Annotated in this window: 16 protein-coding genes; 6 read left to right on the forward strand and 10 right to left on the reverse strand. The window is 71.8% G+C overall.

The window, feature by feature from the left end; genetic code table 11:
- Positions 1–3 precede the first annotated feature (3 nt).
- Positions 4–2,286, forward strand: coding sequence for a S9 family peptidase (locus ACW62_RS10685; protein ID WP_240477291.1), 2,283 nt, complete (start codon positions 4–6; stop codon positions 2,284–2,286).
- Positions 2,287–2,389: 103 nt separating this feature from the next.
- Here ACW62_RS10685 and ACW62_RS10690 read toward each other — a convergent pair whose 3' ends face one another.
- The 8 genes from ACW62_RS10690 to ACW62_RS10725 are packed head-to-tail and all read right to left on the reverse strand — an operon-like array spanning position 2,390 to position 10,743.
- A complete protein-coding gene (locus ACW62_RS10690) occupies positions 2,390–3,028 on the reverse strand; it encodes a GntR family transcriptional regulator (RefSeq protein ID WP_053204332.1) in 639 nt (212 codons plus the stop codon).
- Positions 3,029–3,038: 10 nt separating this feature from the next.
- Positions 3,039–3,848: an SDR family oxidoreductase gene (locus tag ACW62_RS10695; protein WP_053204101.1), complete on the reverse strand. Its 810-nt coding sequence runs from the start codon at positions 3,846–3,848 to the stop codon at positions 3,039–3,041.
- Entirely contained in the window at positions 3,845–5,545 is a 1,701-nt protein-coding gene (locus ACW62_RS10700; protein ID WP_053204102.1) for a CocE/NonD family hydrolase, read from the reverse strand. Before ACW62_RS10700 ends, ACW62_RS10695 begins: the two co-directional genes overlap by 4 nt.
- Positions 5,542–6,375: an ABC transporter ATP-binding protein gene (locus ACW62_RS10705; RefSeq protein ID WP_053204103.1), complete on the reverse strand. Its 834-nt coding sequence runs from the start codon at positions 6,373–6,375 to the stop codon at positions 5,542–5,544. The genes ACW62_RS10700 and ACW62_RS10705 overlap by 4 nt, the downstream gene beginning before the upstream one ends.
- Complete coding sequence (locus ACW62_RS10710; RefSeq protein ID WP_205629272.1) at positions 6,372–7,367, reverse strand: ABC transporter ATP-binding protein; 996 nt, start codon at positions 7,365–7,367, stop codon at positions 6,372–6,374. The genes ACW62_RS10705 and ACW62_RS10710 overlap by 4 nt, the downstream gene beginning before the upstream one ends.
- Entirely contained in the window at positions 7,364–8,245 is an 882-nt protein-coding gene (locus tag ACW62_RS10715) for an ABC transporter permease (protein WP_053204104.1), read from the reverse strand. The genes ACW62_RS10710 and ACW62_RS10715 overlap by 4 nt, the downstream gene beginning before the upstream one ends.
- Positions 8,242–9,183 carry an ABC transporter permease gene (locus tag ACW62_RS10720; RefSeq protein ID WP_053204105.1) on the reverse strand — a complete coding sequence of 314 codons (942 nt, stop codon included), beginning with the start codon at positions 9,181–9,183 and terminating at the stop codon, positions 8,242–8,244. The genes ACW62_RS10715 and ACW62_RS10720 overlap by 4 nt, the downstream gene beginning before the upstream one ends.
- A 3-nt stretch (positions 9,184–9,186) precedes the next feature.
- Entirely contained in the window at positions 9,187–10,743 is a 1,557-nt protein-coding gene (locus ACW62_RS10725) for an ABC transporter substrate-binding protein (RefSeq protein WP_053204106.1), read from the reverse strand.
- A 210-nt stretch (positions 10,744–10,953) separates the two neighbouring features.
- Between ACW62_RS10725 and ACW62_RS10730 the strand changes: the two genes are divergently transcribed.
- The 5 genes from ACW62_RS10730 (at position 10,954) to ACW62_RS10750 (ending at position 19,310) form a co-directional block, all read left to right on the forward strand.
- Positions 10,954–12,072, forward strand: a complete 1,119-nt coding sequence (locus ACW62_RS10730; protein ID WP_053204107.1) for a serine hydrolase domain-containing protein — start codon at positions 10,954–10,956, stop codon at positions 12,070–12,072.
- A gap of 26 nt (positions 12,073–12,098) precedes the next feature.
- Positions 12,099–14,366 carry a DPP IV N-terminal domain-containing protein gene (locus ACW62_RS10735; protein ID WP_053204108.1) on the forward strand — a complete coding sequence of 756 codons (2,268 nt, stop codon included), beginning with the start codon at positions 12,099–12,101 and terminating at the stop codon, positions 14,364–14,366.
- Between the two features lie 26 nt (positions 14,367–14,392).
- Positions 14,393–16,660 carry a S9 family peptidase gene (locus tag ACW62_RS10740; protein ID WP_157574670.1) on the forward strand — a complete coding sequence of 756 codons (2,268 nt, stop codon included), beginning with the start codon at positions 14,393–14,395 and terminating at the stop codon, positions 16,658–16,660.
- A gap of 6 nt (positions 16,661–16,666) precedes the next feature.
- Entirely contained in the window at positions 16,667–18,424 is a 1,758-nt protein-coding gene (locus ACW62_RS10745; RefSeq protein ID WP_053204110.1) for a DUF885 domain-containing protein, read from the forward strand.
- Between the two features lie 106 nt (positions 18,425–18,530).
- Positions 18,531–19,310, forward strand: coding sequence for a precorrin-6A/cobalt-precorrin-6A reductase (locus ACW62_RS10750; RefSeq protein WP_053204111.1), 780 nt, complete (start codon positions 18,531–18,533; stop codon positions 19,308–19,310).
- 283 nt (positions 19,311–19,593) lie between these two features.
- Here ACW62_RS10750 and ACW62_RS10755 read toward each other — a convergent pair whose 3' ends face one another.
- Together ACW62_RS10755 and ACW62_RS10760 are read right to left on the reverse strand one after the other, a co-directional pair.
- Entirely contained in the window at positions 19,594–20,580 is a 987-nt protein-coding gene (locus tag ACW62_RS10755) for a U32 family peptidase (RefSeq protein ID WP_205629273.1), read from the reverse strand.
- Entirely contained in the window at positions 20,577–21,746 is a 1,170-nt protein-coding gene (locus ACW62_RS10760; protein WP_053204112.1) for a mandelate racemase/muconate lactonizing enzyme family protein, read from the reverse strand. Before ACW62_RS10760 ends, ACW62_RS10755 begins: the two co-directional genes overlap by 4 nt.
- Between the last annotated feature and the right edge of the window lie 10 nt (positions 21,747–21,756).

Raw genomic sequence — 21,756 nt, forward strand, 5'->3', positions numbered from 1 at the left:
ACCATGGATCTTGCCGCCCGCTACGCCCGGGCCGAGGCACTGCTGCCGCACCACTTCAAGAAGCTGGTCGACGCGCCGCGGGTGAGCCCGGTCTGGATCCGCGACACCGAGACGTTCTGGTACCGCAGGACGACGGCGAACGGGTCGGAGTTCGTCCTGGTCGACGCGGTGGCAGGCACGAAGAAGCCGGCGTTCGACCATGCCCGGCTGGCGAAGTCGCTCAGCGGTGTCGTCGACGACGACGTCGATCCGGCCGCGCTGCCGTTCGTCGCGATCGACCTCGTCGACGAGGCGGTGCAGGTCGTCGTCGGCGACAAGCGCATCGAGGTCTCACTCGACACCTATGCGGCGATCGTCGTCGGGCCGGCCCACCCGGCCGAGGTCCGCTCTCCCGACGGCCGCTGGTCCGTGGGCGCGCGCGACCACAACCTGTACGTCCGCGACACGTCGACCGACGAGGAGCGGTGGCTCACCACCGACGGCGTCGAGTCCTACTCCTACGGCTCGATGAACGACGCGGTCGCGTCGCGGGTGATGCAGGAGAACCTCGGCTTCACCCTGCCGCCGCAGGTGGTGTGGTCGCCGGACTCGACCCGGTTCGTCACCCACCGGCTCGATCAGCGCGGCGTCGAGCTCATGCACCTGGTCCGCTCCACCCCCGCCGACGGCGGGCGTCCCAGGCCGATGAGCTACCACTACCCGTTGGTCGGCGACGAGAAGATCGCCACGGCCGAGTTCCTCGTCGTCGACGTGGCGACGGGGAAGGGGACATGGTCGACGGCTGGACCGATCCCGACACCGTTCGTGCCGACGATCGCCTACGGGTTCCTCTGGTGGAACGACGACGGCACCAAGATCCACTGGGTGTGGGGCGACCGTGGCGACACGACGTCGAGGGTCCGCGAGCTCGACCCGGCGACCGGCGCGGACACCGTGCTCGTGGAGGAGACCAGCCAGACCCAGATCCTGTACGCGCCCCACCACCACGAACGCAACGTCACCGTCCTGGAGACGGGGGAGGTGCTGCTGTGGTCCGAGCGCAGCGGCTGGGGCCACCTGTACCTGCACGCCCCCGACGGCGCGGTCACCACCGTCACCTCCGGTGACTGGCTGGTCCGCCGGATCGTCGGCGTCGACGAGCGGGCCCGGCGGGTCGTCTTCACCGCGGCCGGTCGTGAGCCCGGTGCCGACATCTACCTGCAGGAGCTCTACTCGGTGTCGCTGGACGGTGGCGAGATCACGGCCATCACCTCCGGTGGACTCGACCACGACTGCCTGCCGTCGAGGTCCGGGAAGTACTTCGTCGACGTCACGTCCCGGATCGACGTCCCCGCCGTGTCGGTGCTGCGCGACGGGACCACCGGCGAGGTGGTGCTGGACCTGGAGCAGGCGGACGCGTCGGCTCTCTACGCCGCCGGCTGGACACCGCCGGAACGCGTCGTGGTCAAGGCGGCCGACGGCGTGACCGACATCTACTGCGCCATCTACACGCCGTTCGACTTCGACCCGTCGCAGCGCTACCCCGTCCTCGACGAGATCTACGCCGGCCCGCAGGTGTCGACCACGCCGCTGCGGTTCCCGCTGTCCGGCGGCGCCCTGACCGGATCGCGCAACGGGCACGTGTTCGCCGCGCTCGGCTTCGCCGTCGTCGCCGTCGACGCACGGGGGACCGCGCTGCGGCACAAGGCGTTCCAGGACCACGAGCGCCTGCACGGCGCCGGCCAGTACGTCGACGACCATGTCGCGGCGATCACGCAGCTCGCCGAGACCCGGCCGTGGATGGATCTGGACCGCGCCGGCATCTTCGGCCACTCCGGCGGCGGGCTCGGGTCCACGAGGGCGCTGCTGCAGGCCCCCGACTTCTTCAAGGTCGCGGTCTCGTCCTCCGGCGACCACGACGACAAGACCTACCACGCGTGGTGGGGAGAGAAGTTCTTCGGGCGACCCGGCGAGTTCGACTACGGGGCCCATTCCAACGCCTCGCTCGCCGGCAACCTGAAGGGCAGGCTCTTCCTGGTGCACGGCGAGATGGACGACAACGTCACGCCGCATCTGACGATGCGGCTGGTGGACGCGCTGATCGCGGCGAACAGGGACTTCGACCTGCTCATCGTCCCGAACGCCGAGCACTCCCTGCTGGTGCATCAGGAGTACTGGCTGCGGCGGCGCTGGGACTACCTCGTCCGTCACCTCATGGGCGAGACGCCCCCGGCGTACCGCATCGCGGACATCCCGCTGGACGCCGAGGTCCTGGCGGCCCTGGGCGCCCAGGCCGGTGGCGCCTGAGAGAGCGGCGGCGTCGATGGGTGATGGATGTGTGCTGCCCTGGCTACGCGAATCCCTCATCCACGCGCGGTGGCGTGGGAGACCCGCGACGCCCGGGCGGCGCCTACGGGTGCCGGAGGTGGCGCTCCATCAGCGCCTCGGCGGCCGCGCCGTCGCCCGCCTCGATCAGGTCGACGAGCTCGAGGTGCTGGGCGGCGGCGGGCACGAGGGCGCCCTGCTCGACGAGCGGGGCGAGGGCGGCCAGGCGCGTCTTGTAGCAGAGCTGGGAGATCAGGTCGACGAGGCGCTGGTTGCCCGCGTAGTCGAGGAGCCGGACGTGGAAGCGGTGGTCGCCCTCGTTGTAGGCGATCAGGTCGCCGGCGCTCGCCCGGCCGGCGATCTCCTGGGCGAGTCCGCGCAGGGCTGGAACGTCGTGGCGGGGGATCGACGCGGTCGCGCGGCGTACGGCCGGGGGCTCGAGCAGCAGGCGCAGGTCGGTGATCTCGTCGAGGTCCTGGTCGGACAGCTCGGCGACGCGGAACCCCTTGTTCGGCACCGCCGACACCAGGCCCTCGCCGAGTAGGTCGAGCAGCGCCTCGCGCACCGGCGTCGCGGAGATCCCGAAGCGCTGCCCGAGACTCGGTGCGGAGTACACCGTGCCGGGCTCCATCTCGCCCGAGACGATGGCCTCGCGCAGGGCGCGGGCGACGCTCACCCGCAGCCCTTCCCGTCTGGGGATCTCGGCGAAGGCCGGCATCGACATCACGGCGTGGCTACTTCGGGGGCAGCCGCACGCCGCCGTCGACCCGGACGACCGAGCCGTTCATGTAGGGGTTCGTCAGGCACTCCACCACCATGCGGGCGACCTCGTCGGGCCGGCCGAGCCGCTTGGGGAAGAGCACCGACTGGCCGAGCCGGGCCTTGAACTCCTCGGCCTCCTCGCCCACACCGTAGATCGGGGTGTCGACGAGGCCCGGCGCGATGGTGTTGAGCCGGATCCCGCTGACCGACAGGTCGCGGGCCACCGGGAGCGTGAGACCCACGATGCCGCCCTTGGACGACGAGTACGCGGCCTGGCCGATCTGACCGTCGAACGCGGCCACGCTCGCGAACGCCACGATCGCTCCGCGCGCGCCGTCGGCGTCGGGCTCGTTGCGGCTCATCGCGGTGGCGGCGAGCCGGATCGTGTCGAAGGTGCCGATCAGGTTCACCCCGAGGACCTTGGTGTAAAGCTCGAGGTCGTGGGCCGAGGTGAACTCGCCGTCGCGGCCGATGGTCCGCTGGGCCGGCGCGAAGCCGGCCGAGCAGACCACCGCGCGCAGCGGTGCCAGCTCGACGGCCCGTTCGACCGCGGCCTGGACCTGCTCGGTGCGGGTGACGTCGACCTCGACGAAGACGCCGCCGAGTTCGTCGGCCAGCGCGCTGCCCTTCTCGGCCTGCAGGTCGGCGAGGACGACCCGCGCGCCGGCCGCGGCCAGCTGCCGGGCCGCCGCCGCGCCGATGCCCGAAGCGGCGCCGGTGACGAGCGCGGACGCGCCCGTCAGCACCGTGGCCCCGGGTGCGGCGATGCTGTCACTGGTCATGACTCGATCTCCAATCGGATCCGCGACGGTCGCTCGTCGCCGTGGAAGACGCTGTTGTGCGCCACGCGTGGTTCGGCCTGGGTGGCGATCGGCTCGAACGTGTTGAGGTTCCGGGCGAACCAGGGGAACTCCGAGCTGGCCAGCACCAGCCTGATCCGGTGGCCCGGCCGGATCGTGTGGAACATGGGGGTGAGCTCGATCGGGTAGCGCTCGACCGCGCCCGGCGTGACGGCCTCGGGCGCGGACAGGTCGTTGCGGTGCGACGCGCGCAGACAGCCCCAGGCGACGCAGAGCGCCCGGCCCTCCTCGTCGACGTCGGCCAACTTCACGTGCCACTCCGTGTCCTCGCCGTCAGTGGACGCCCACAGCTCGGCCTCGCCCCAGCCGCGGATGGTCACGGCGCCGTCGAACGGCGCACTGGTCCACGACACGACGCCGGGCTGGGCCTCGAGTTCGGCGAGATCCAGGTCCGGCTCCAGGGGCAGGTTCTCCAGGTCGACGCTCAGGCCGTTGGGCGACAGCGGGTCGTAGTCGTAGCTCCGCGACCCGGCCGCGCCGGGCGACGCGCCGAGGGAGGCGTCGTCGCCGAGGTACAGGCTCAGCTCCCGGGTGCCGCCGGTCCAGGCCGGCCGGACCTGCCACGACTTCGCGCCGGGGTCGTAGATCTGCACCCGCGGCTCGTCGTCGACCCCGTTGTCCTCGCCGCGCAGGAACCGGTCGAAGAAGCGCAGCTGGATGCCGGCCATGTCGACCGTCCCGCCGGGGTACTCGATGCCCTTGTACGTGCTGGTCGGGTAGTACGACGACACGTGGCTCCACGGCCCGACGAGCAGCCACTGCCGGTCGCGGGCGGGCGAGTGCGCCATCATCTGCTCGTAGTGGTGGAACGCGGCCTGGATGTCCTCGCGGTCGTGCCAGCCGGTGACGTGCAGGGTCGGGACGTCGAAGGTGTAGGCGCCGTCGAAGCGGCGGCCACGCCACACGTCGTCGAGGGCGTCGTGCTCCATCCACTCCGCCCAGCCGGGCCCGGCGGTGTCGAGGACGTCGCCCATCGCCTGGACCGGCAGCAGGTCGAACAGGGCGGGCACGTCGAGGCTGGAGTCCATGATGCGGCGCCGCACCGCCGCCCACCACCACACGAAGAACAGCTGGAAGCACCCGTAGGTGTACGGGATCTCCTGCTGCCACCGTCCGGCCGCGGAGAACGGGGTCGCCGCCCGCAGGTGCGGCGGGTTCTGGCTGACGGTGGCCATGGTGGTCCACCCGTCGTAGCTCAGGCCCTCGGCGCCGACCGCGCCGTCGCACCAGTCCTGCGCCGCCACCCACTCGACGACGTCGTGCCCGTCCTGCGCCTCGGTGATGGTGAACGGGTGCCACAGGCCCTCGGACTTGCCGCGCCCACGGACGTCGTACCGGATGTGCACATAGCCGGCGTCGACCTTCCGGCTGACGTCCTCCGGCATCCCGGCGCTCTTGTCGTACGGGGTCCCGCGCACGATCGCGGGCGCGGGCAGCGCCGCGGCCGCCGGAAGGTGCACGGTGGCCGCGAGCTCGACGCCGTCGCGCATCGGGATGCCGGCCTCGAACGATCGCGGCGCCGTCAGGTCGACCTGCCGGTAGGCGTCGAAGACGTCGCGTGGCGGACGGTCCGGGGTCGACGCTCCGAACGGCGCGCGTCCGAGGGTCCCGTACGTCATGGGGTGCTCCTCTGCTTCGGTTGCCGGTGCTCGAGGTCCAGGTCCAGCGGTGGCAGGTCCGTCGCCGCCGCGAGGAGGGTCCGGGTGAAGTCCGCCGACGGCTCGGTCAGCACCTGGCCCACCGTGCCCTCCTCGACGATCAGCCCGTCGGCCATGACGGCGACGCGGTCGCACAGCTGCCTGACGACGGCGAGGTCGTGCGAGATGAACAGCATGGTCAGCCCCAGCTCGCGCTGCAGCTGCTTCAGCAGGAGCAGCACCGAGGCCTGGATCGAGACGTCCAGCGCGGACACCGGCTCGTCGGCGACGAGCAGCGACGGCTCGACGGCCAGCGCCCGGGCGATGCCGAGCCGTTGCCGCTGCCCGCCGGAGAAGGCGCGGGGACGCTGGTCCAGCGCGCTGCGCGGCATCCCGACCAGGTCGAGCAGTTCGGCCGCCCGCCGTTCCGCGGCCTCGCGGCCGGCGGCCAGGCGGTGCACGCGCAGGATCTCGATCAGCGCGGCGCCGATCGTCATGCGCGGGTTCAGGCTGCTGTACGGGTCCTGGAAGATCATCTGGATGGCCCGGCGCTGACCATGGTCGCGGGCCGGGTCCAGCGGGGCGCCCGCGAACGTGATGGAGCCGCGGGTCGGCTTCTGCAGCCCGACGACGCACTTGGCGGTCGTCGACTTGCCCGACCCCGACTCGCCGACCAGGGCGAACGCCTCGCCGGGGCGCACGGAGAAGTCGACGCCCCGGACGGCGTGGATCCGGCCGCGGTCACCGCCCCAGCCCCGGCCGGAGGCGAACGTCACCACGAGGTCCCGCACGTCGAGCAGGGGTTCGGTCATGACGTCCCTCCCGCCATGGCGGCCAGCAGGGGATGGCGCCGGCAGGCGGTCGAGCGGCCGGCGCCGATCGGGACGAACTCGACCTCGCTCCGGCACTCGGGTTCGGCGTACTCGCAGCGGGGCGCGAACGCGCAGCCGGGCAGCTCCTCGCCACGCTGCGGCGGGTTGCCGGGGATCGCCCGCAGGCCGTCGATGTCGCGGTCGCGGGTGGGCACGGCCCGCAGCAGCGCCAGCGTGTACGGATGCCGGGGACGGCGCAGCAGTTGCTCCGTCGGTCCCTCCTCCACGACCTGGCCGGCGTACATCACGGCGATGCGGTCGCAGATCCGCGCCGCCACGCCCAGGTCGTGCGTCACGAAGACGATCCCGATGCCGAGGTCGCGGACGAGGTCCGCCAGCAGGTCCAGGATCTTGAGCGTGACGGTGGCGTCCAGGGCGGTGGTCGGCTCGTCGCACAGCAGCAGCGACGGGTTCCCGGCCAGGGCGATCGCGATGACCACGCGCTGGCGCATCCCGCCGGACAGCTGGTGCGGGAACTGGCGGTAGCGGCGGGCGGGCTCGGGGAAACCGACCCGTTCCAGCAGCTCGACGGCCCGGGTCCGCGCCTGGGACCGGGAGAGGTCGCCGCGGGCCATCGCGGCCTCGGCGATCTGCCGCCCGATCCGCATCGTCGGGTTCAACGCCGTCATCGGCTCCTGGAAGACCATGCCGACGGTGTGGCCGCGCAGCCTGCGAAGCACCTGCGGGCCGGCCCTGACCACGTCGACCCGGTCGACCTCGATGTCGCCGCCGGCGACGGCGACGCCGGTGGGCAGCAGCCCGGCGATCGCCCGCAGGGTCAGCGACTTCCCGGACCCGGACTCGCCGGCGATGCCGACGACCTCGCCGCGGGCCGCATGCAGCGACGCGCCGCGCACCACGTCGTGCGTCTCGTCGCCGACGCGCAGCCGCAGGCCTCGCACCGAGAGCAGGTGCTCGGCCGGCCCGGTCACTGGGCGTTCCACTTCTGCGAGAGGCCGTCGGCGATCAGCGACAGCCCGAGGCCCGCGGCGCAGATGGCCAGGCCGGGGAAGACGGCCAGCCACCAGTGCGTCGTGAAGTACGGCTGGGCGTCGGCGATCATCGTGCCCCAGTCGGGCGCCGGCGGCGGCACGCCCAGGCCGAGGAAGCCGAGCGCGGTGATGAACAGGATGATGGCGACGGCGTCGGACATCGCGAACGTGACCGGCTGCGCGATGATGTTGCGCAGGATGTGCCGGCCCAGGATGCGCCGGGTCGGCAGTCCGCTCACCTTCGCCGCGAGCACGTAGTCCATCGAGCGTTCCCGCCGCACCAGGTCCCTGGCCAGCCGGGCGTAGGAGACCCAGCTCACCAGCGTCACCGCCACGATGATCGTCGGGATGCCGGGCCCGAGGATGAACACGAGGGCGATCAGGAGGACCATCACGGGGAAGGCGAACACGACGTTGACCACCCCGGTGACGACACGGTCGACGATCCCGCCCCGGTACCCGGCGATCGTGCCGACGGCGACGCCGATCGCCAGCGGCAGCAACACGGCGCCCACGGCGACGAACAGGTCGGTCCGGGCGGCGTACAGCATCCGGGTCAGCACATCGCGGCCGAGCGCGTCGGTCCCGAGTGGATGGCCGTCCGTGCCGGGCGGCGCCAGCGCGTTGGGGATGTCCTGGCGGATCGGATCCGCCGGCGACAGCACGCCCGCGAGGAGCGCCGCCAGCATCATGATGCCGATGATGGCCACGCCGATCGCCAGCGACGCGTCGGCGCCGCGCGACGAGCGGCGGCGCCGGGACCGGCGCTCGTACCATGCCGCCACACCGGTGCGGGACAGGCTGCTGCTGATGCTCACTGGACCTCCACGCGGGGGTCGATCAGCGCCTGGGCCAGGTCGCCGAGGATGTTGACGATGACGACCAGGACGGCCAGCACCAGCGTGACCGCCTGGACGAGCGGGAAGTCGCGGGCGTCGATGCCGGTCAGCATGAGGTCGCCGAGGCCGCCCAGCCCGAAGACCCGCTCGATCACGAGCGTGCCGCCGATCAGGAAGCTCACGTTCACCGTGAGCACCGTGACCGACGGAGCCAGGGCGTTGCGCAGGAGGTGCCGCATCCGGATCTGGTGCGGCGTCAGCCCCTTGGCCCGCGCGGTGGTCACGAAGTCGGACTCGGTGACCCGCAGCACCTCGGTGCGCAGGCTCCGGACGATGAGTGGGGTCATCCCGGCGGCGATGGTCAGGCTCGGCAGGAACAGCGACTCGAGGTGGCCGAGGAGGCCCGGCTCGACGCCCGCGGCCGGCAGCAGCAGCCAGTTCACCGACACCACCTCGATCAGCACCAGTCCCAGCCAGAAGCCCGGCACACCCAGGCCGACGACCGAGATGACGCGGACCACCCGGTCACGCAGCGCCGCGGGCCGCGACGCCGCCCACAGCGCCAGCGGCACGGCGAACAGGCAGGCCAGCACGGCCGCGTACGCGATCAGCCACAGGGTGACCGGCAGCCGGGCGGCGATCAGGTCGCCGGCCGACTGGCCGAACCGCAGCGACGTGCCGAGGTCGCCGCCGAGGAGCCGCTCCATGAACAGCAGGTACTGCTCGTGCAGCGGCTGGTCCAACCCCCACTGGCTGTGCAGCGCGTCGACCGCGTCCGGCGTCGCCCGCGCCCCGAGGGCGGTCTGGGCCGGGTCACCCGGCACCAGATGGATCAGGACGAAGACCACCAGCGTCACGCCGAGCAGGACCGGCACGGCCTGCAGCAGGCGGCTGGCGAAGAACCTCGCGAAGGCCATCGCTCACTCCCGGAATCCGGTGTCGGCCAGCCATGGGACGCCGGTCATGGGCACCTCGTAACCGACGACGTCCGCCCGCCAGGCCCAGATCCACGGCTGGTAGCCGAGCACGACCAGGCTGCGGTCGTCGTACACGATCTGCTGGATCCGGGCGTAGAGGTCGCCGCGGGTCTGCTGGTCGACGGCCTGCTTCGCCTCCTCGAGGAGGGTGGCCACCTCGGCCGTCTCGCCGCCGGTCCAGAGGGCGTTCAGGTCGACGTAGTAGCCGATGACCTCGAGGGGATCGATGATGTCGCTGGTCATCGTGAAGAGCGTGGCGTCGTAGCGGCCCGCGCCGACCTCCGCGAGGACGGTCGCGCCGTCGAGCTGCTCGATGGTCACGTCGAAGCCCGCGTCCTCGAGGTTCTCCTGGATGATCTGCGCGGTCAGGTTCGCGTACGTCCCGCCCGCGGCGACCGAGAGGGTGAAGTGCCGCTCCGCGCCGTCGGCGACCGCCTCGTCGAGCAGCTCCGCCGCCCGTTCGGGGTCCCGCTCGACCTGCTCGAGCGACTCGTCGTGGAAGTTCAGGGCGGGCGCGAGGAAGGAGCCGCCGAGCTCGCCCACGCCGCCGCCCGCCGCCTCCAGGATGTTGGTGCGGTGGATCGCGAGGTCGACGGCCTCCCGGATCCGGGGGTCGCCGAAGGCGTCGGACTCCTGGTTGAGCAGCAGATAGTTCGGGAAGGCCATGGCGAACTCGCCGACCACCGTGGCCGGCGCCTCGTCCAGCGCCTCCAACTGCGGGCGGGGCGGCGTCGCGATGATGTCGAGATCGCCGCCGCGCAGCTGCTGGGTCCGGTTGCTGTCGCTGGGCACCGCCTCGAAGACGACGCTGTCCAGGTACGGGCGCCCGGGGACCCAGTAGGACTCGTTGCGCACCAGCGTGATCCGCTGCCCGCTCGTCCACGACTCCAGCCGGAACGGCCCGGTGCCGATGGGGTGCTGCCCGAACTCCTCCGGGGTCATGCCGGCGAGGTCCGCCGGCACGACCGGGGCGAACGGCAGTGAGAGGCTGGCCTCCAGGGCGGGGGAGGGCACCGACGTCGTGACCACGACGGTCGACGGCGAGGCGGCCTCGACCCTCTCGATCTCGGCGAACATCGACACCCACGCTTCGGACTGCCGCACCGTCTCGATGCTGTAGACGACGTCGTCGGCGGTCATCGGGGTGCCGTCGGAGAACGTGACGCCCTCGCGGAGACGGAACGTCCAGGTGGTGAAGTCGGCGTTCGCCTCGCTGCTCTCGACCAGCCACGGCACGACCTGGCCGTCCTGGTCGGTCCGGAACAGGGTCTCGAGGATCTGGGCGAAGACGTGCGCCGAGTTGTTGTCGATCGCCGTGTAGGGGTTCAGGGCGGTCGCCTCGCGCTCGCCGGCGATGTGCAGCGTGCCCCCGGTCGCCGGCGTCGCCGTCGGGTCGGCCGAGACCGGCTCCGTGGCCTCGCCGGCCGAGCACGACGCGAGGGCCAGGGCGGCCGCGACCGCGGCCAGGACTGTGCGGGCATGCCGTGCGACGTGAATCACCCTCATTCCCAGGACAGCCAGTCTTCCCAGAGGCGGCCCGTTCGGGCCGTTCTATTGCCTAGAAGACAGAGTCGATCTGGGCATAATTCACTATCAAGAAGCCTCCGTCAACGATGAATGCTCGGTGGTGCGGCGGATCAGGTGAGGTCTAGCGTGGCTGCTGCAGTTGGGGTAATCTGCGCCTACTTCACTAGGTGGAAGGATGCGCCGTTGAGTGCCGTCGACCTCCCCGGCCTGGTGGCCGGCATCGAGAAGGACGCCGAGGAGTACCTCTCCACCCGCGACGAGGCCACGCTGATGATCGGCCTGTCCGTGCGGGGTGAGCGTCAGGTTCGCAGCTACCGGTCGCCGGGCGCCGAGCAGGCCCGGCTGCCCGACGCCGACACCATCTACGAGATCGGATCCGTGTCCAAGGTCTTCTCGACCACGGTCCTGGCCGCGCTGGATGCCCAGGGGCTGATCGCCCTGGACGACCCGATCGCCGCGCACCTCCCGAAGGAGCTCCGGCTTCCGGAGCACATCGCGTCGATCACGATCGAGCAGCTCGCGACGCACAGCTCCGGGCTCGGCTCCGTCGGGGCGATCCACCAGGCGTTCATCGACGAGGAGCTGCGGGGCACCGAGCCGCCGTTCGCGACGTCCACCCACTACCTGCGCTACAAGAAGGAACACCTCTACGCCGACCTCGAGACCGCCGAGCTGGTCTACCCCACCGGACAGGGTTGGACCTACTCGGTCATCGGCATGGGCACGCTCGGCCACATCCTGGAGCTGGTGGCCGGCAAGCCGTACGAGGAACTCCTGAAGGAGACGGTCTGTGCGCCGCTGGGGCTCACGGACACCGGCTACACGCTCTCCCCGGAGCAGCAGGGCCGGGTGATGCACGCCTACGACGCCACCGGACAGCCGTGCCCGAACTGGTACCACGACGTCATGCTCCCGCAGGGCGGGCTGCGCTCGACCATGACCGACCTGCTCACGTTCGTGGAGGCCAACCTCGCGGCCGGCGCCGAGGACGACGGGCCGGTCCTGTCCCGGGCCATGCGACGCGCCCGTGAGCAGTACTTCGCCGTGCCCGGCGGGTTCACCATGCCCGACGGGAGCGACGCGCCCGACTTCGTCCAAGGGCTGGGCTGGCGCGGGCTGGAGCACCCGGAGGGCCTGGCCTGGTGGCACGGCGGGACGACGCTGTTCTACCTCGCGTCCGCCGGCGTCGACGACCGCGCCGGCGTCGGCATCGCCACGGTGTACTCCGGCCGCCGCGCTCTCGTCGAGCGCGACGAGCTGCATGCCCTCGAGCGGGAGTGGTTCCTCCGGGCCTGTCAGTAACCGACCCTTCTCCCCGAGGAGTTGTTGTGACGACGACCGATCTGCGAGCACGGTACGCCACCGCCGAAGGGCTCTTGCCGCACCACCTCCGAGGGCTGATCACGTCGCCCCAGGTGCAGCCGGGCTGGATCCACGGCGCGGAGACGTTCTGGTACCGGAACGTCACGGGCGACGGGGTCGAGTTCGTCCTCGTCGAGGCGGAGACCGGGTGCAGGCGGCCGGCGTTCGACCACGTGCGGCTGGCCGCCGCGCTCGGCGGCGTGCTGGGGGAGGAGACGGACCCGAAGGCGCTGCCGTTCTCCTCGATCGAGCCGCGTGACGGCGCGGTGCGGGTGGCCGTCGGGGAGCAGCTGATCGAGATCTCCCTCGACACCTACGAGGCGACGATCCTCGGCCCGGTCCGGATGGGTGAGGCACCGTCCCCCGACGGGCGCTGGGCGGTGTTCCAGCGCGACCACGACCTCCATCTCCGCGACACCGTCACGGGCACGGAGCGGCGGCTCACCACCGACGGGGTGGAGGCGTACGCCTACGGCGGAACGAACGACCAGGTCGCGGGCTTGGTGATGCAGGAGAACCTCGGTATCACCCCGCCGCCGCAGGTGGTCTGGTCGCCGGACTCGACCAGGTTCGTCACACACCGGCTGGACCAGCGCGGCCTCGACCTCATGCACCTCGTCCGGTCCGCGCCCTTCGACGGCGGCCGCCCGAAGCTGCTGTCCTACCGCTACGGGCTCCCGGGCGACGAGGACCTCCCGACCGCGGAGTTCTTCGTGTTCGACGCGGCCACCGGCGAGTCGGTCCAGGCGAAGTGCGAGCCGATCTTCATGCCGTTCGTGCCGGCGATCACCTACGGCTGGGTGTGGTGGAGCGAGGACGGGTCCGCCGTCCACTGGCTCGCCAACGACCGCGGTGACCACAACGTCGCCCTCTCCCGGCTCGATCCGGACAACGGCGAGGTGAGCGTGCTGGTCGAGGAGAGCAGCAGCTCGCAGATCCTCTACGGCCCGCAGCAGATGGACCGCAACGTCCGCACGCTCTCGACGGGCGAGGTGCTGTGGTGGTCGCAGCGCTCCGGCTGGGGGCACCTCTACCTCTACGGCGCCGACGGGACGGTCAGCGCGCTCACCTCGGGCGACTGGCTGGTGCGCGACGTCGTCGCCGTCGACGAGGACGCCCGCCGGGTCGTGTTCACCGGCGCCGGGCGCGAGCCGGGGTCGGACCCATACCTGCGGGAGCTGTACTCGGTGTCGCTGGACGGCGGCGAGCTCACGGCCATCACCTCCGACGGCCTCGACCACGACCCGCGGCCGTCGCCCTCCGGTAGGTACTTCGTCGATGTCGCCACCCGCTGGGACGTTCCGGCGGTGTCGGTCCTGCGCGACCGCTCCGGCGCCGTAGTGCTCGAGTTGGAACGGGCCGACGCCTCCGCGCTCTACGCGACCGGCTGGGCCGCGCCGGAACGTGCCGTGGTGAGGGCCGCGGACGGCGAGACCGACCTCTACTGCGCGGTCTACCGGCCCTTCGACTTCGACCCGGCCGGGAGCTACCCCGTTCTCGACTGCGTCTACCCAGGGCCGCAGCTGTCGTGCGCGCCGCTGCGCTTCCCGCTGTCCGGCGGGCCGAACATCGGCGCGGCGATGGCGTTCAACGTCCCGGAGACCTTCGCCGCGCTCGGGTTCGTCGTGGTGATCACGGACGGGCGGGGCAGCGCCATGCGCTCCCGGGCCTTCCAGGACCAGGCCCGGGTGGCCGGCGGCACCGCCTTCGTCGACGACCACGTCACCGCGATCGAGCAGCTCGCGCGGACCCGTCCGTGGATGGACCTGGACCGCGTCGGGATCTACGGGTACTCGGCGGGCGGGTACGCGTCGGCCCGGGCGCTGCTGCAGGCGCCGGACTTCTACAAGGTCGCGGTGTCGTCGGGCGGCAACCACGACAACCGGATCAACCACTCCTGGTGGGGCGAGAAGTACTTCGGCCTGACGGACGACTTCGACTTCGCCGCGCAGGCGAACGAGTCGCTGGCCGAGAACCTCGCGGGCTGGCTGCTGCTGGTGCACGGCGAGATGGACGACAACGCCACGCCGCACGGCACGATGCGTCTGGTCGACGCGCTCATCAAGGCGAACAAGGACTTCGACCTGCTCATCGTGCCCAACGCCGACCACCACATGATGGTGAACCGGGCGTACTTCCTGCGCCGCCGGTGGGACTACTTCGTGCGGCACCTGATGGGCGCGACGCCGCCGCCTTACCGCGTCGAGGACATCCCGATCGAGGTGTACCGGTGATCGGGGTCCGGACCGGAGAGGACGCCATGACCACCGATATCGCCGCGCGCTACGCCAAGGCCGAGGCCCTGCTCGCCCACAACCTGAAGAAGCTGATCCACTCCCCGCAGGTCATGCCGCAGTGGATCCGGGACACCGAGACGTTCTGGTACCGGAACCCGACGGCCGAGGGTGTGCGGTTCGTGGTCGTGGACGCCGAGGCCGGTACGAAGGAGCCCGCGTTCGATCACGAGCGGCTCGCGGCGGCGCTCGGCGGCCTGCTCGGCGAGGAGTTCGACCCGGCCGAGCTCCCGTTCCACGGGATCGAGTTCGCCGGCGGCGCGGTGCGCGTCGTCGTCGAGGAACAGCGGGTCCAGGTCTCGCTGGACGACTACACCGCCACGATCCTCGGACCCGCGCACCCGTCCGAGACGGCGTCGCCGGACGGGCGCTCGGCGGTGGGGCTGCGCGACCACAACCTCTACCTGCGCGACCTGGCCACGGACGAGGAACGGCAGCTGACGACGGACGGAACGGAGGCGTTCTCGTACGGGACGCCGCCGGACGCCAGCGCGAACCGCGTGATGCAGGAGAACCTGGGCATCACCGCGGCGCCGCTGGTCGTGTGGTCGCCGGACTCGACGCGGTTCCTCACGCACCGGCTCGACCAGCGCGACCTCGAGCTGATGCATCTCGTGCGGTCCGCGCCGAAGGACGGCGGCCGCCCGAAGGCGATGACCTACCGCTACGCGATGGTGGGCGACGAGCACGTCGCTACCGCCGAGTTCTTCGTCTTCGACGCCGCCACCGGGCAGGTGACCCAGGCCAAGGGCGACCCCGTCCCGATGGACTACGTGTCGGCGATCGCGCTGGGACACGCGTGGTGGGGCGACGACGGCACGAAGGCCTACTGGTTGTCGGTGAACCGCGGCGGCCGCACGGCCCGGCTGCACGAGCTGGACCCGTCGACCGGCGAGGTCGCGGTGCTCCAGGAGGAGTCCAGCGACACCAACGTCCTGCACGGGCCGCAGTTCTACGATCGCAACGTCAAGGTCCTGGACTCCGGCGAGGTGCTCTGGTGGTCCGAGCGCAGCGGCTGGGGGCACCTCTACCTGTACGCCCCGGACGGCTCGGTCCGCGCCGTCACCGAGGGCGACTGGCTGGTCCGCGCGATCGTGAGCGTCGACCAGCGGGCCCGGCGGGTCGTGTTCACGGCGGCGGGCCGCGGGACCGGCGCGGACCCGTACCTGCAGGAGCTGTACTCGGTGTCGCTCGACGGGGGCGACATCACGGCCATCACCGCCGACGGTCTCGACCACGACCCGCGGCCGTCGCGGTCCGGCCGGTTCTTCGTCGACGTCACCTCGCGGGTGGACGTCCCGGCCGTCTCGGTGCTGCGCGACTCGGCCGGCGCCGTCGTGCTGGAGCTCGAGCGGGCCGACGGGTCCGGCCTGTACGCGGCCGGCTGGACGCCCGCCGAGCGCGTGGTCGTCAAGGCGGCCGACGGCGTGACGGACCTGCACTGCGCGATCTACAAGCCGCACGACTTCGACCCGTCGGCGACGTACCCCGTGCTGGACGAGATCTACCCGGGGCCGCAGGTCTCCACCGCGCCGCTGCGCTTCCCGCTGTCCGGCGGCACCATGACGGCCGAACGGCACGCGGCCACCTACGCCGCCCTCGGGTTCGTCGTCGTGGCCGTCGACGCGCGGGGGACCGCGATGCGTGACCGGGCCTTCCAGGACCACGCGCGCCTGGGCGGCGGGGAGTTCGCCGACGACCACGCCGCGGCGATCCGCGAGCTGGCACAGACCCGCCCCTGGATGGACCTGGAGCGCGTCGGCACCTACGGCCACTCCGGCGGCGGCTACGCGTCGACGCGGTGCCTGCTGCTGGCCCCGGACCTGTTCAAGGTCGCGGTGTCGTCCGCGGGCGACCACGACGACCGCATCTACCACGCCTGGTGGGGCGAGCGGTTCTTCGGCCTCACCGACGAGTTCGACTTCGGCCCGCACTCCAACGTCGGGCTGGCCGGCAACCTCGAGGGCAAGCTCCTGCTGGCGCACGGCGGCATGGACGACAACGTCACACCACACCTGACGCTGCGGCTGGTGGACGCGCTCATCGACGCCGGCAAGGACTTCGACCTGCTGATCGTCCCGAACGCCGACCACCGGATGTTCCATCAGCAGGCGTACTGGCTGCGCCGCCGCTGGGACTATTTCGTGCGCCACCTGATGGGCGAGACGCCACCGGCCTACCGCATCGCCGACATCCCCGCCGACCCCGAGCTGCTCGCCACGTACGGAGGCTGAAACGTCATGACGCAGGACACCGAGAGGGCCGGCTCGATCGCCCGCCTCGCCGACGACTACCTGGAGACCACCAGCTCCGCCAACCCGTTCACCGCCTCCGTCTTCGGCGTTCCCGGGTACGACGACCGAGTCCCCGACCTCGGCGAGGCGGCCGAACTGGCCGCCGGCGAACGGCTGCTGGACCTGGCGGCACAAGCCGAGGCGATCCCCGCCGACGGCCTCGGCGACGACGACCGTGTCACCCGCGATGTGCTGATCCACTCGGCCCGCTCGGAGGCGGCTCCACTGGTGGACCGGCACCTGGAGTTCACGGTCTCCGGGCATGCCGGGCCCGTGGCGGGCGTGCTGGCCACCCTGGCGTACACCAGCCTGCGCACCCCGCAGAGCGAACGCGACTACCTGAGCCGGATGACGGGGATCCGGGCGTACGTGGACGGCATCACGGTGCGCGCATCGGCGGGCGTGGCGTCCGGGCGCGTGCCCACCCGCCGCGGAGTCGAGCAGACGATCGAGCGGGTGCGCGCCTACCTCGCCACGCCCGCCGACGCCGACCTGATGGTGGCGCCCGCCGCGGGCACCGGCGTCGAGGACGACGTCCGCGCTCTCGTCACCGACAGCATCCGCCCGGCGTTCACGGCGCTGCTGGAGACGCTGTCCGGCCCGGTGCTGGCGGCGGCCCGCCCGGACGAGCGCAGCGGGCTGCTGCACCTGCCGGACGGCGGCGAGATGTACGCGCGCGCCGTCGCGGCACACACCACGACGTCGCGGACGCCGGAGGAGCTGCATCGGCTCGGGCTGGACCTGTGCGCGCAGCTGCGCGAGGAGTTCTCCGAGCTGGGGCAGAAGGTGTTCGGCATCAGCGACTTCGACACGCTCGTCGAGAAGCTGCGCACCGATCCGGCCCTGCGCTACGCGTCGGCCGAGGACATCGTCGCCGACGCGCGGGCGGCGGTGGCCCGGGCGGAGGCGGCGCTGCCCCGCTGGTTCGGCCGCATCCCGTCGGCGGACTGCGTGGTCGAGCCGATGAACGCGGTAGTCGCGCCCGCGGCGGTGATCGGGGAGTACATGCCGCCGGCCGGGGGACGGCCCGGCCAGTACAACGTCAACACGTACCAGCCGTGGACCCGAACCCGGTTCGAGTACGAGACGCTGGCGTTCCACGAGGGCGTGCCCGGCCACCACCTGCAGTTCGCCGCCGCCCAGGAACTCACCCGGCTGCCGGCGTTCCGCCGCTACCACTACATCGCCGCCTTCGGCGAGGGGTGGGGCCTCTACGCCGAGCGGCTGGCCGACGAGATGGGGCTGTACTCGGACGACCTGTTCCGCTTCGGCATGCTGTCGTGCGATGCGTGGCGGGCCTGCCGCCTGGTTGTCGACACCGGCCTGCACCACCAGGGCTGGACGCGTCAGCAGGCGATCGACTTCATGCTCGCCAACAGCGCCGTCTCGCCGCCGAACGTCGTCAACGAGGTGGACCGGTACATCGCCTGGCCCGGCCAGGCGCTGGCCTACATGACCGGCCGGCTGGAGATCGACGCGCTGCGCCGGGCCGCCCGCGAGCGCCTCGGTGCCGGCGTCGACATCCGCGCCTTCCACGACGCCGTCCTGGGCAACGGTGCCGTCCCCCTGGCCGTCCTGTCCACCGAGATCCACCGCTGGATCGGCAACCAGACGCGAACGAACAGCCCTGGCGAGATTGTCGGTGGGTGGACCGGCGCTGCCAGACCACTCCGAGACGGTTCGGCGCACCGCTCGGGCAGCTAAGAGTCTCCCCTGGTTGGCCGTAAAGTGGTGCGATAGATAGGTCAATTGTCGTGCTAATCTGATGTGTTCAACGGCGGGCGGTCAACCGCCGGGCCGGGAGTTGGGCATGGCGACTCTGATCATCGGATCGACCACGTTGGTCACAGACCTGGTGATGGCATTCGAATACGGAGACCCGGACTACGTCCGGCTGGTGACTGAGGACAAGCCTGGCCGTGGCGAAGGGATCGTGTACGACGCTCACCCCGAGCCGACCGCGTTGGTGACGATGTTCCAGAGATATGCGGTGGACATGGTGATCAACGCCGCAGAGCCCTATGCAGAGGACATGTCCGCTGCGGTGGCGGCTGCCTGCGACGTTGCCGGGCTACCGCTTCTCCGTGCGGTGCCACCGCCGTTCGACGACGTTGCGGGATCTCCGCGGTGGAGGTGGGTGGCCTCGTTCGACGCAGCCGTGCGCGAGGCATCGCGACACCCGGGCGACGTCATGATCGCGCTGGAACCGCTGCATCTCACGGCGCGGCTGGGCGACCTGGGCGGGCGATCGGCCATCAGCCACCGCAGACGGACCTCCATGGACCCTCAACTCCCTGGCTGGGTGCGGCAACCGGACGCCACTCGATACGGGCTTCGGGGAGCGATTTCCGTCATGGGCGCCGGGAACGTGCGTCTGCTGGTCGCGGCCGATTCCGGTGACACCGGTGTCAGGAACTTCCTGGAGGCCGCCGACCATCTCGGCATCGAGGTGATCATCGTTCGGAGACCGGAGCTGTCGAGCGGCCTCCATCGGCGCAGCGGGCCGGCCGGGCCCGTAGTGACCGACGCCTTGTCCGCTCTGGCCTGGCTTAGCGACGTACGAAGGCGCTCGGCCCAGCGTCGTTGCTGAATCCTGCTCTCGGCACAAATGTCCGCCGCGTGGCCGGCTTCGTGCGTGGGCACGATGAACGCCGGCGACGGGATGTTCCAGCCGCCGGCCGTCGTCACTACCGCGAGCAGGGCGCCGCTGCCGTCGACTTCTTCACCCGGGTCACATCCGTCTACGTCGGACACGACTGAGCACGCCCACGAGCCCATCCCGGGGCACCCGGGAGCCGGCGTCTCGTCCCCGGCCCACCGGAGCCACCCGGTCGCGCTGCTGCCGGGGCCGGAGATCCGGGTGGGGGTCGACTTCACGCACCGCCGGCGTCGCGTGATCCTTCGTGATCATAGGTTGCTGTAGGGACCGCGAGCCCGGCGGCGCCGGGGGCGGACGCCGTCGCTCCCGTGTGGTGCCGAGCGAGGAGGTCCAGTCCGAGCCGCGCCCGGCGCACGCGTTCGCGGCTCAGCGCGACGGCAGTGGCCTCGAGATGGGTGCCGGACGGGTACACGTCGGGCGCGTTGCGCAACCCGAACTTCACGTGCACGGGTGCGGCGACGGTGATGATGCGGCCGATCTCGTGGTGCCGGACGAACCCGCCGATGTTGTCGGGCGCCTCGACGTAGACGTCCAGGGGCACGGACACGGCGGCGCGGATCGCGGCCAGCTGCGGCAGCGTCAGGTCGGTCGGCACGTTGATGGTGTCGGCGCCGAGATCCTCCAGGACCCGCGCCGTCGCCGGGTTCGACGCGGGCAGCATGACCGACGTCTTGGCCTGCATGTCCGGAGGCAGGTCGCCGGACGAACGCAGCCGGCCGAATACCGACAGCACGCCGAGGTCGGCGATGAGCACGCTGCGGAAGCCATGCTCGGCGGCCCGCACGATCTCGTCGACGACGGCGGCCACCTGGTCCTGGCCGTGCGCGGTCGGCGCGACGGCCGCGCCCGCGGCAGCACGCGCCATCGCCGACGTCCCCCAGCCGGCGCACGGCCGGGCGAACAGGCTGACCTCCACGGCGGCAGCGGCGGCCGTCGCGGCCATCCGATCCAGCTCGTCGGCGGTGAGCAGCCCGACGCCGGTGCCCTGGGAGATCCGGGTGACCGGGACGTCCAGCTCGCGGGCCACCTCGAGGACGGCGTCGAGGCAGGCCGGGCCCTCGACGCTGGGGATCTCGACGCGGTACTCGGCGCCGTCGGGGAACCGCAACTGCGACGCCGGCAGGTCGTACGCGTCCGAACCCGGCAGCCCGACGCGGGCCAGCAGCGCCGCCGGGTCCGGAGCGGTGCGCGCGGCGGTCACGACGACACCGCCGACAGCGAGTCGCGCCGCTCCCAGCCCTCACGCATGAGGTTGAAGTGGACGTGGGTGCGCGGATGCTCGGCGCACGCGTCGTGGTCGAGCCGGACGCCGAGCCCGGGCGCCGTCGGCAGCGCGAAGGCGCCGTCGGAGGCGTCGACCGACGGCGCCCCCGTCACCAGGCCGGCCACCCACGGGTCGGCGAAGTCGTTGAAGTGTTCGAGCACCTTGAGTCCGGGAGCGGCGGCCGCGAAGTGCACGTTCGCGGCGGTGCCGACCGGGCCGCAGACGTTGTGCGGCGCGAGCTGCAGGTTGTACGCCTCGGCCCAGCCGGCCAGCTTGCGCAGCCCGGTGAACCCGCCGATGTGGGTGAGATCGGCCTGAATGACGTCGACCAGCCCGCCGGTGATCAGCTCGCGGAACTCCGGCACGCTGTGCACCCGCTCGCCGGTCGCGATCGGCGCCGTCGTGGCCGCCCGGACTTGACGGAGTCCGGCGACGTCGTGCGGCGGGACCGGCTCCTCCAGCCACGCGGGATCGAGTGGCGTCAGCGCCGCGGCGACCCGGGCCGCGGTGGCCGCGGTGAACCGTCCGTGCATCTCGATCATCAGCGCGACGTCGGGCCCGACGGCGTCGCGGACGGCGCCGACGATCGCGACGGCGCGCCGCAGCTCGGACGGCGACAGCTCGGCCGTCGCCGCGCCGAACGGGTCGATCTTCAGGCCGCGGTACCCGCGCGCGACGACGGCGCGCGCGAGCGAGGCGATTTCCTCCGGGTCGCGGCCGCCCTGGTACCAGCCGTTGGCGTACGCCGGAATCCGGGAACGCATCGTGCCGCCGAGCAGCCGGTGCACCGGCACTCCGAGCGCCTGGCCCATGAGGTCGTGGTATGCCATGTCGAGCGTGGCCAGCGCCGTGGCAGTGACCTCGCCGACGCGGCCGTACTCCTCCCACGTCAGCTGCCAGGCCAGCTTCTCGACGTCGAACGGGTCGGACCCGATGACGTAGCGGCGGGACAGTTCGGCGATGCAGGCCAGCAGCGTGTCGGTCTTGTTGAGCATGCGCGCCTCGCCCAGCCCGACGCGGCCGTCGTCGGTGATGACCTCGACGAACGTCAGCTCGCGCCAGGGCGTCCCGACGACGGTGGTGCGGACTTCACTGATCTTCACGCGTGCTCCT

Origin of the sequence: Jiangella muralis (assembly GCF_001270745.1) — a bacterium.
Lineage (GTDB): Bacteria > Actinomycetota > Actinomycetes > Jiangellales > Jiangellaceae > Jiangella > Jiangella muralis.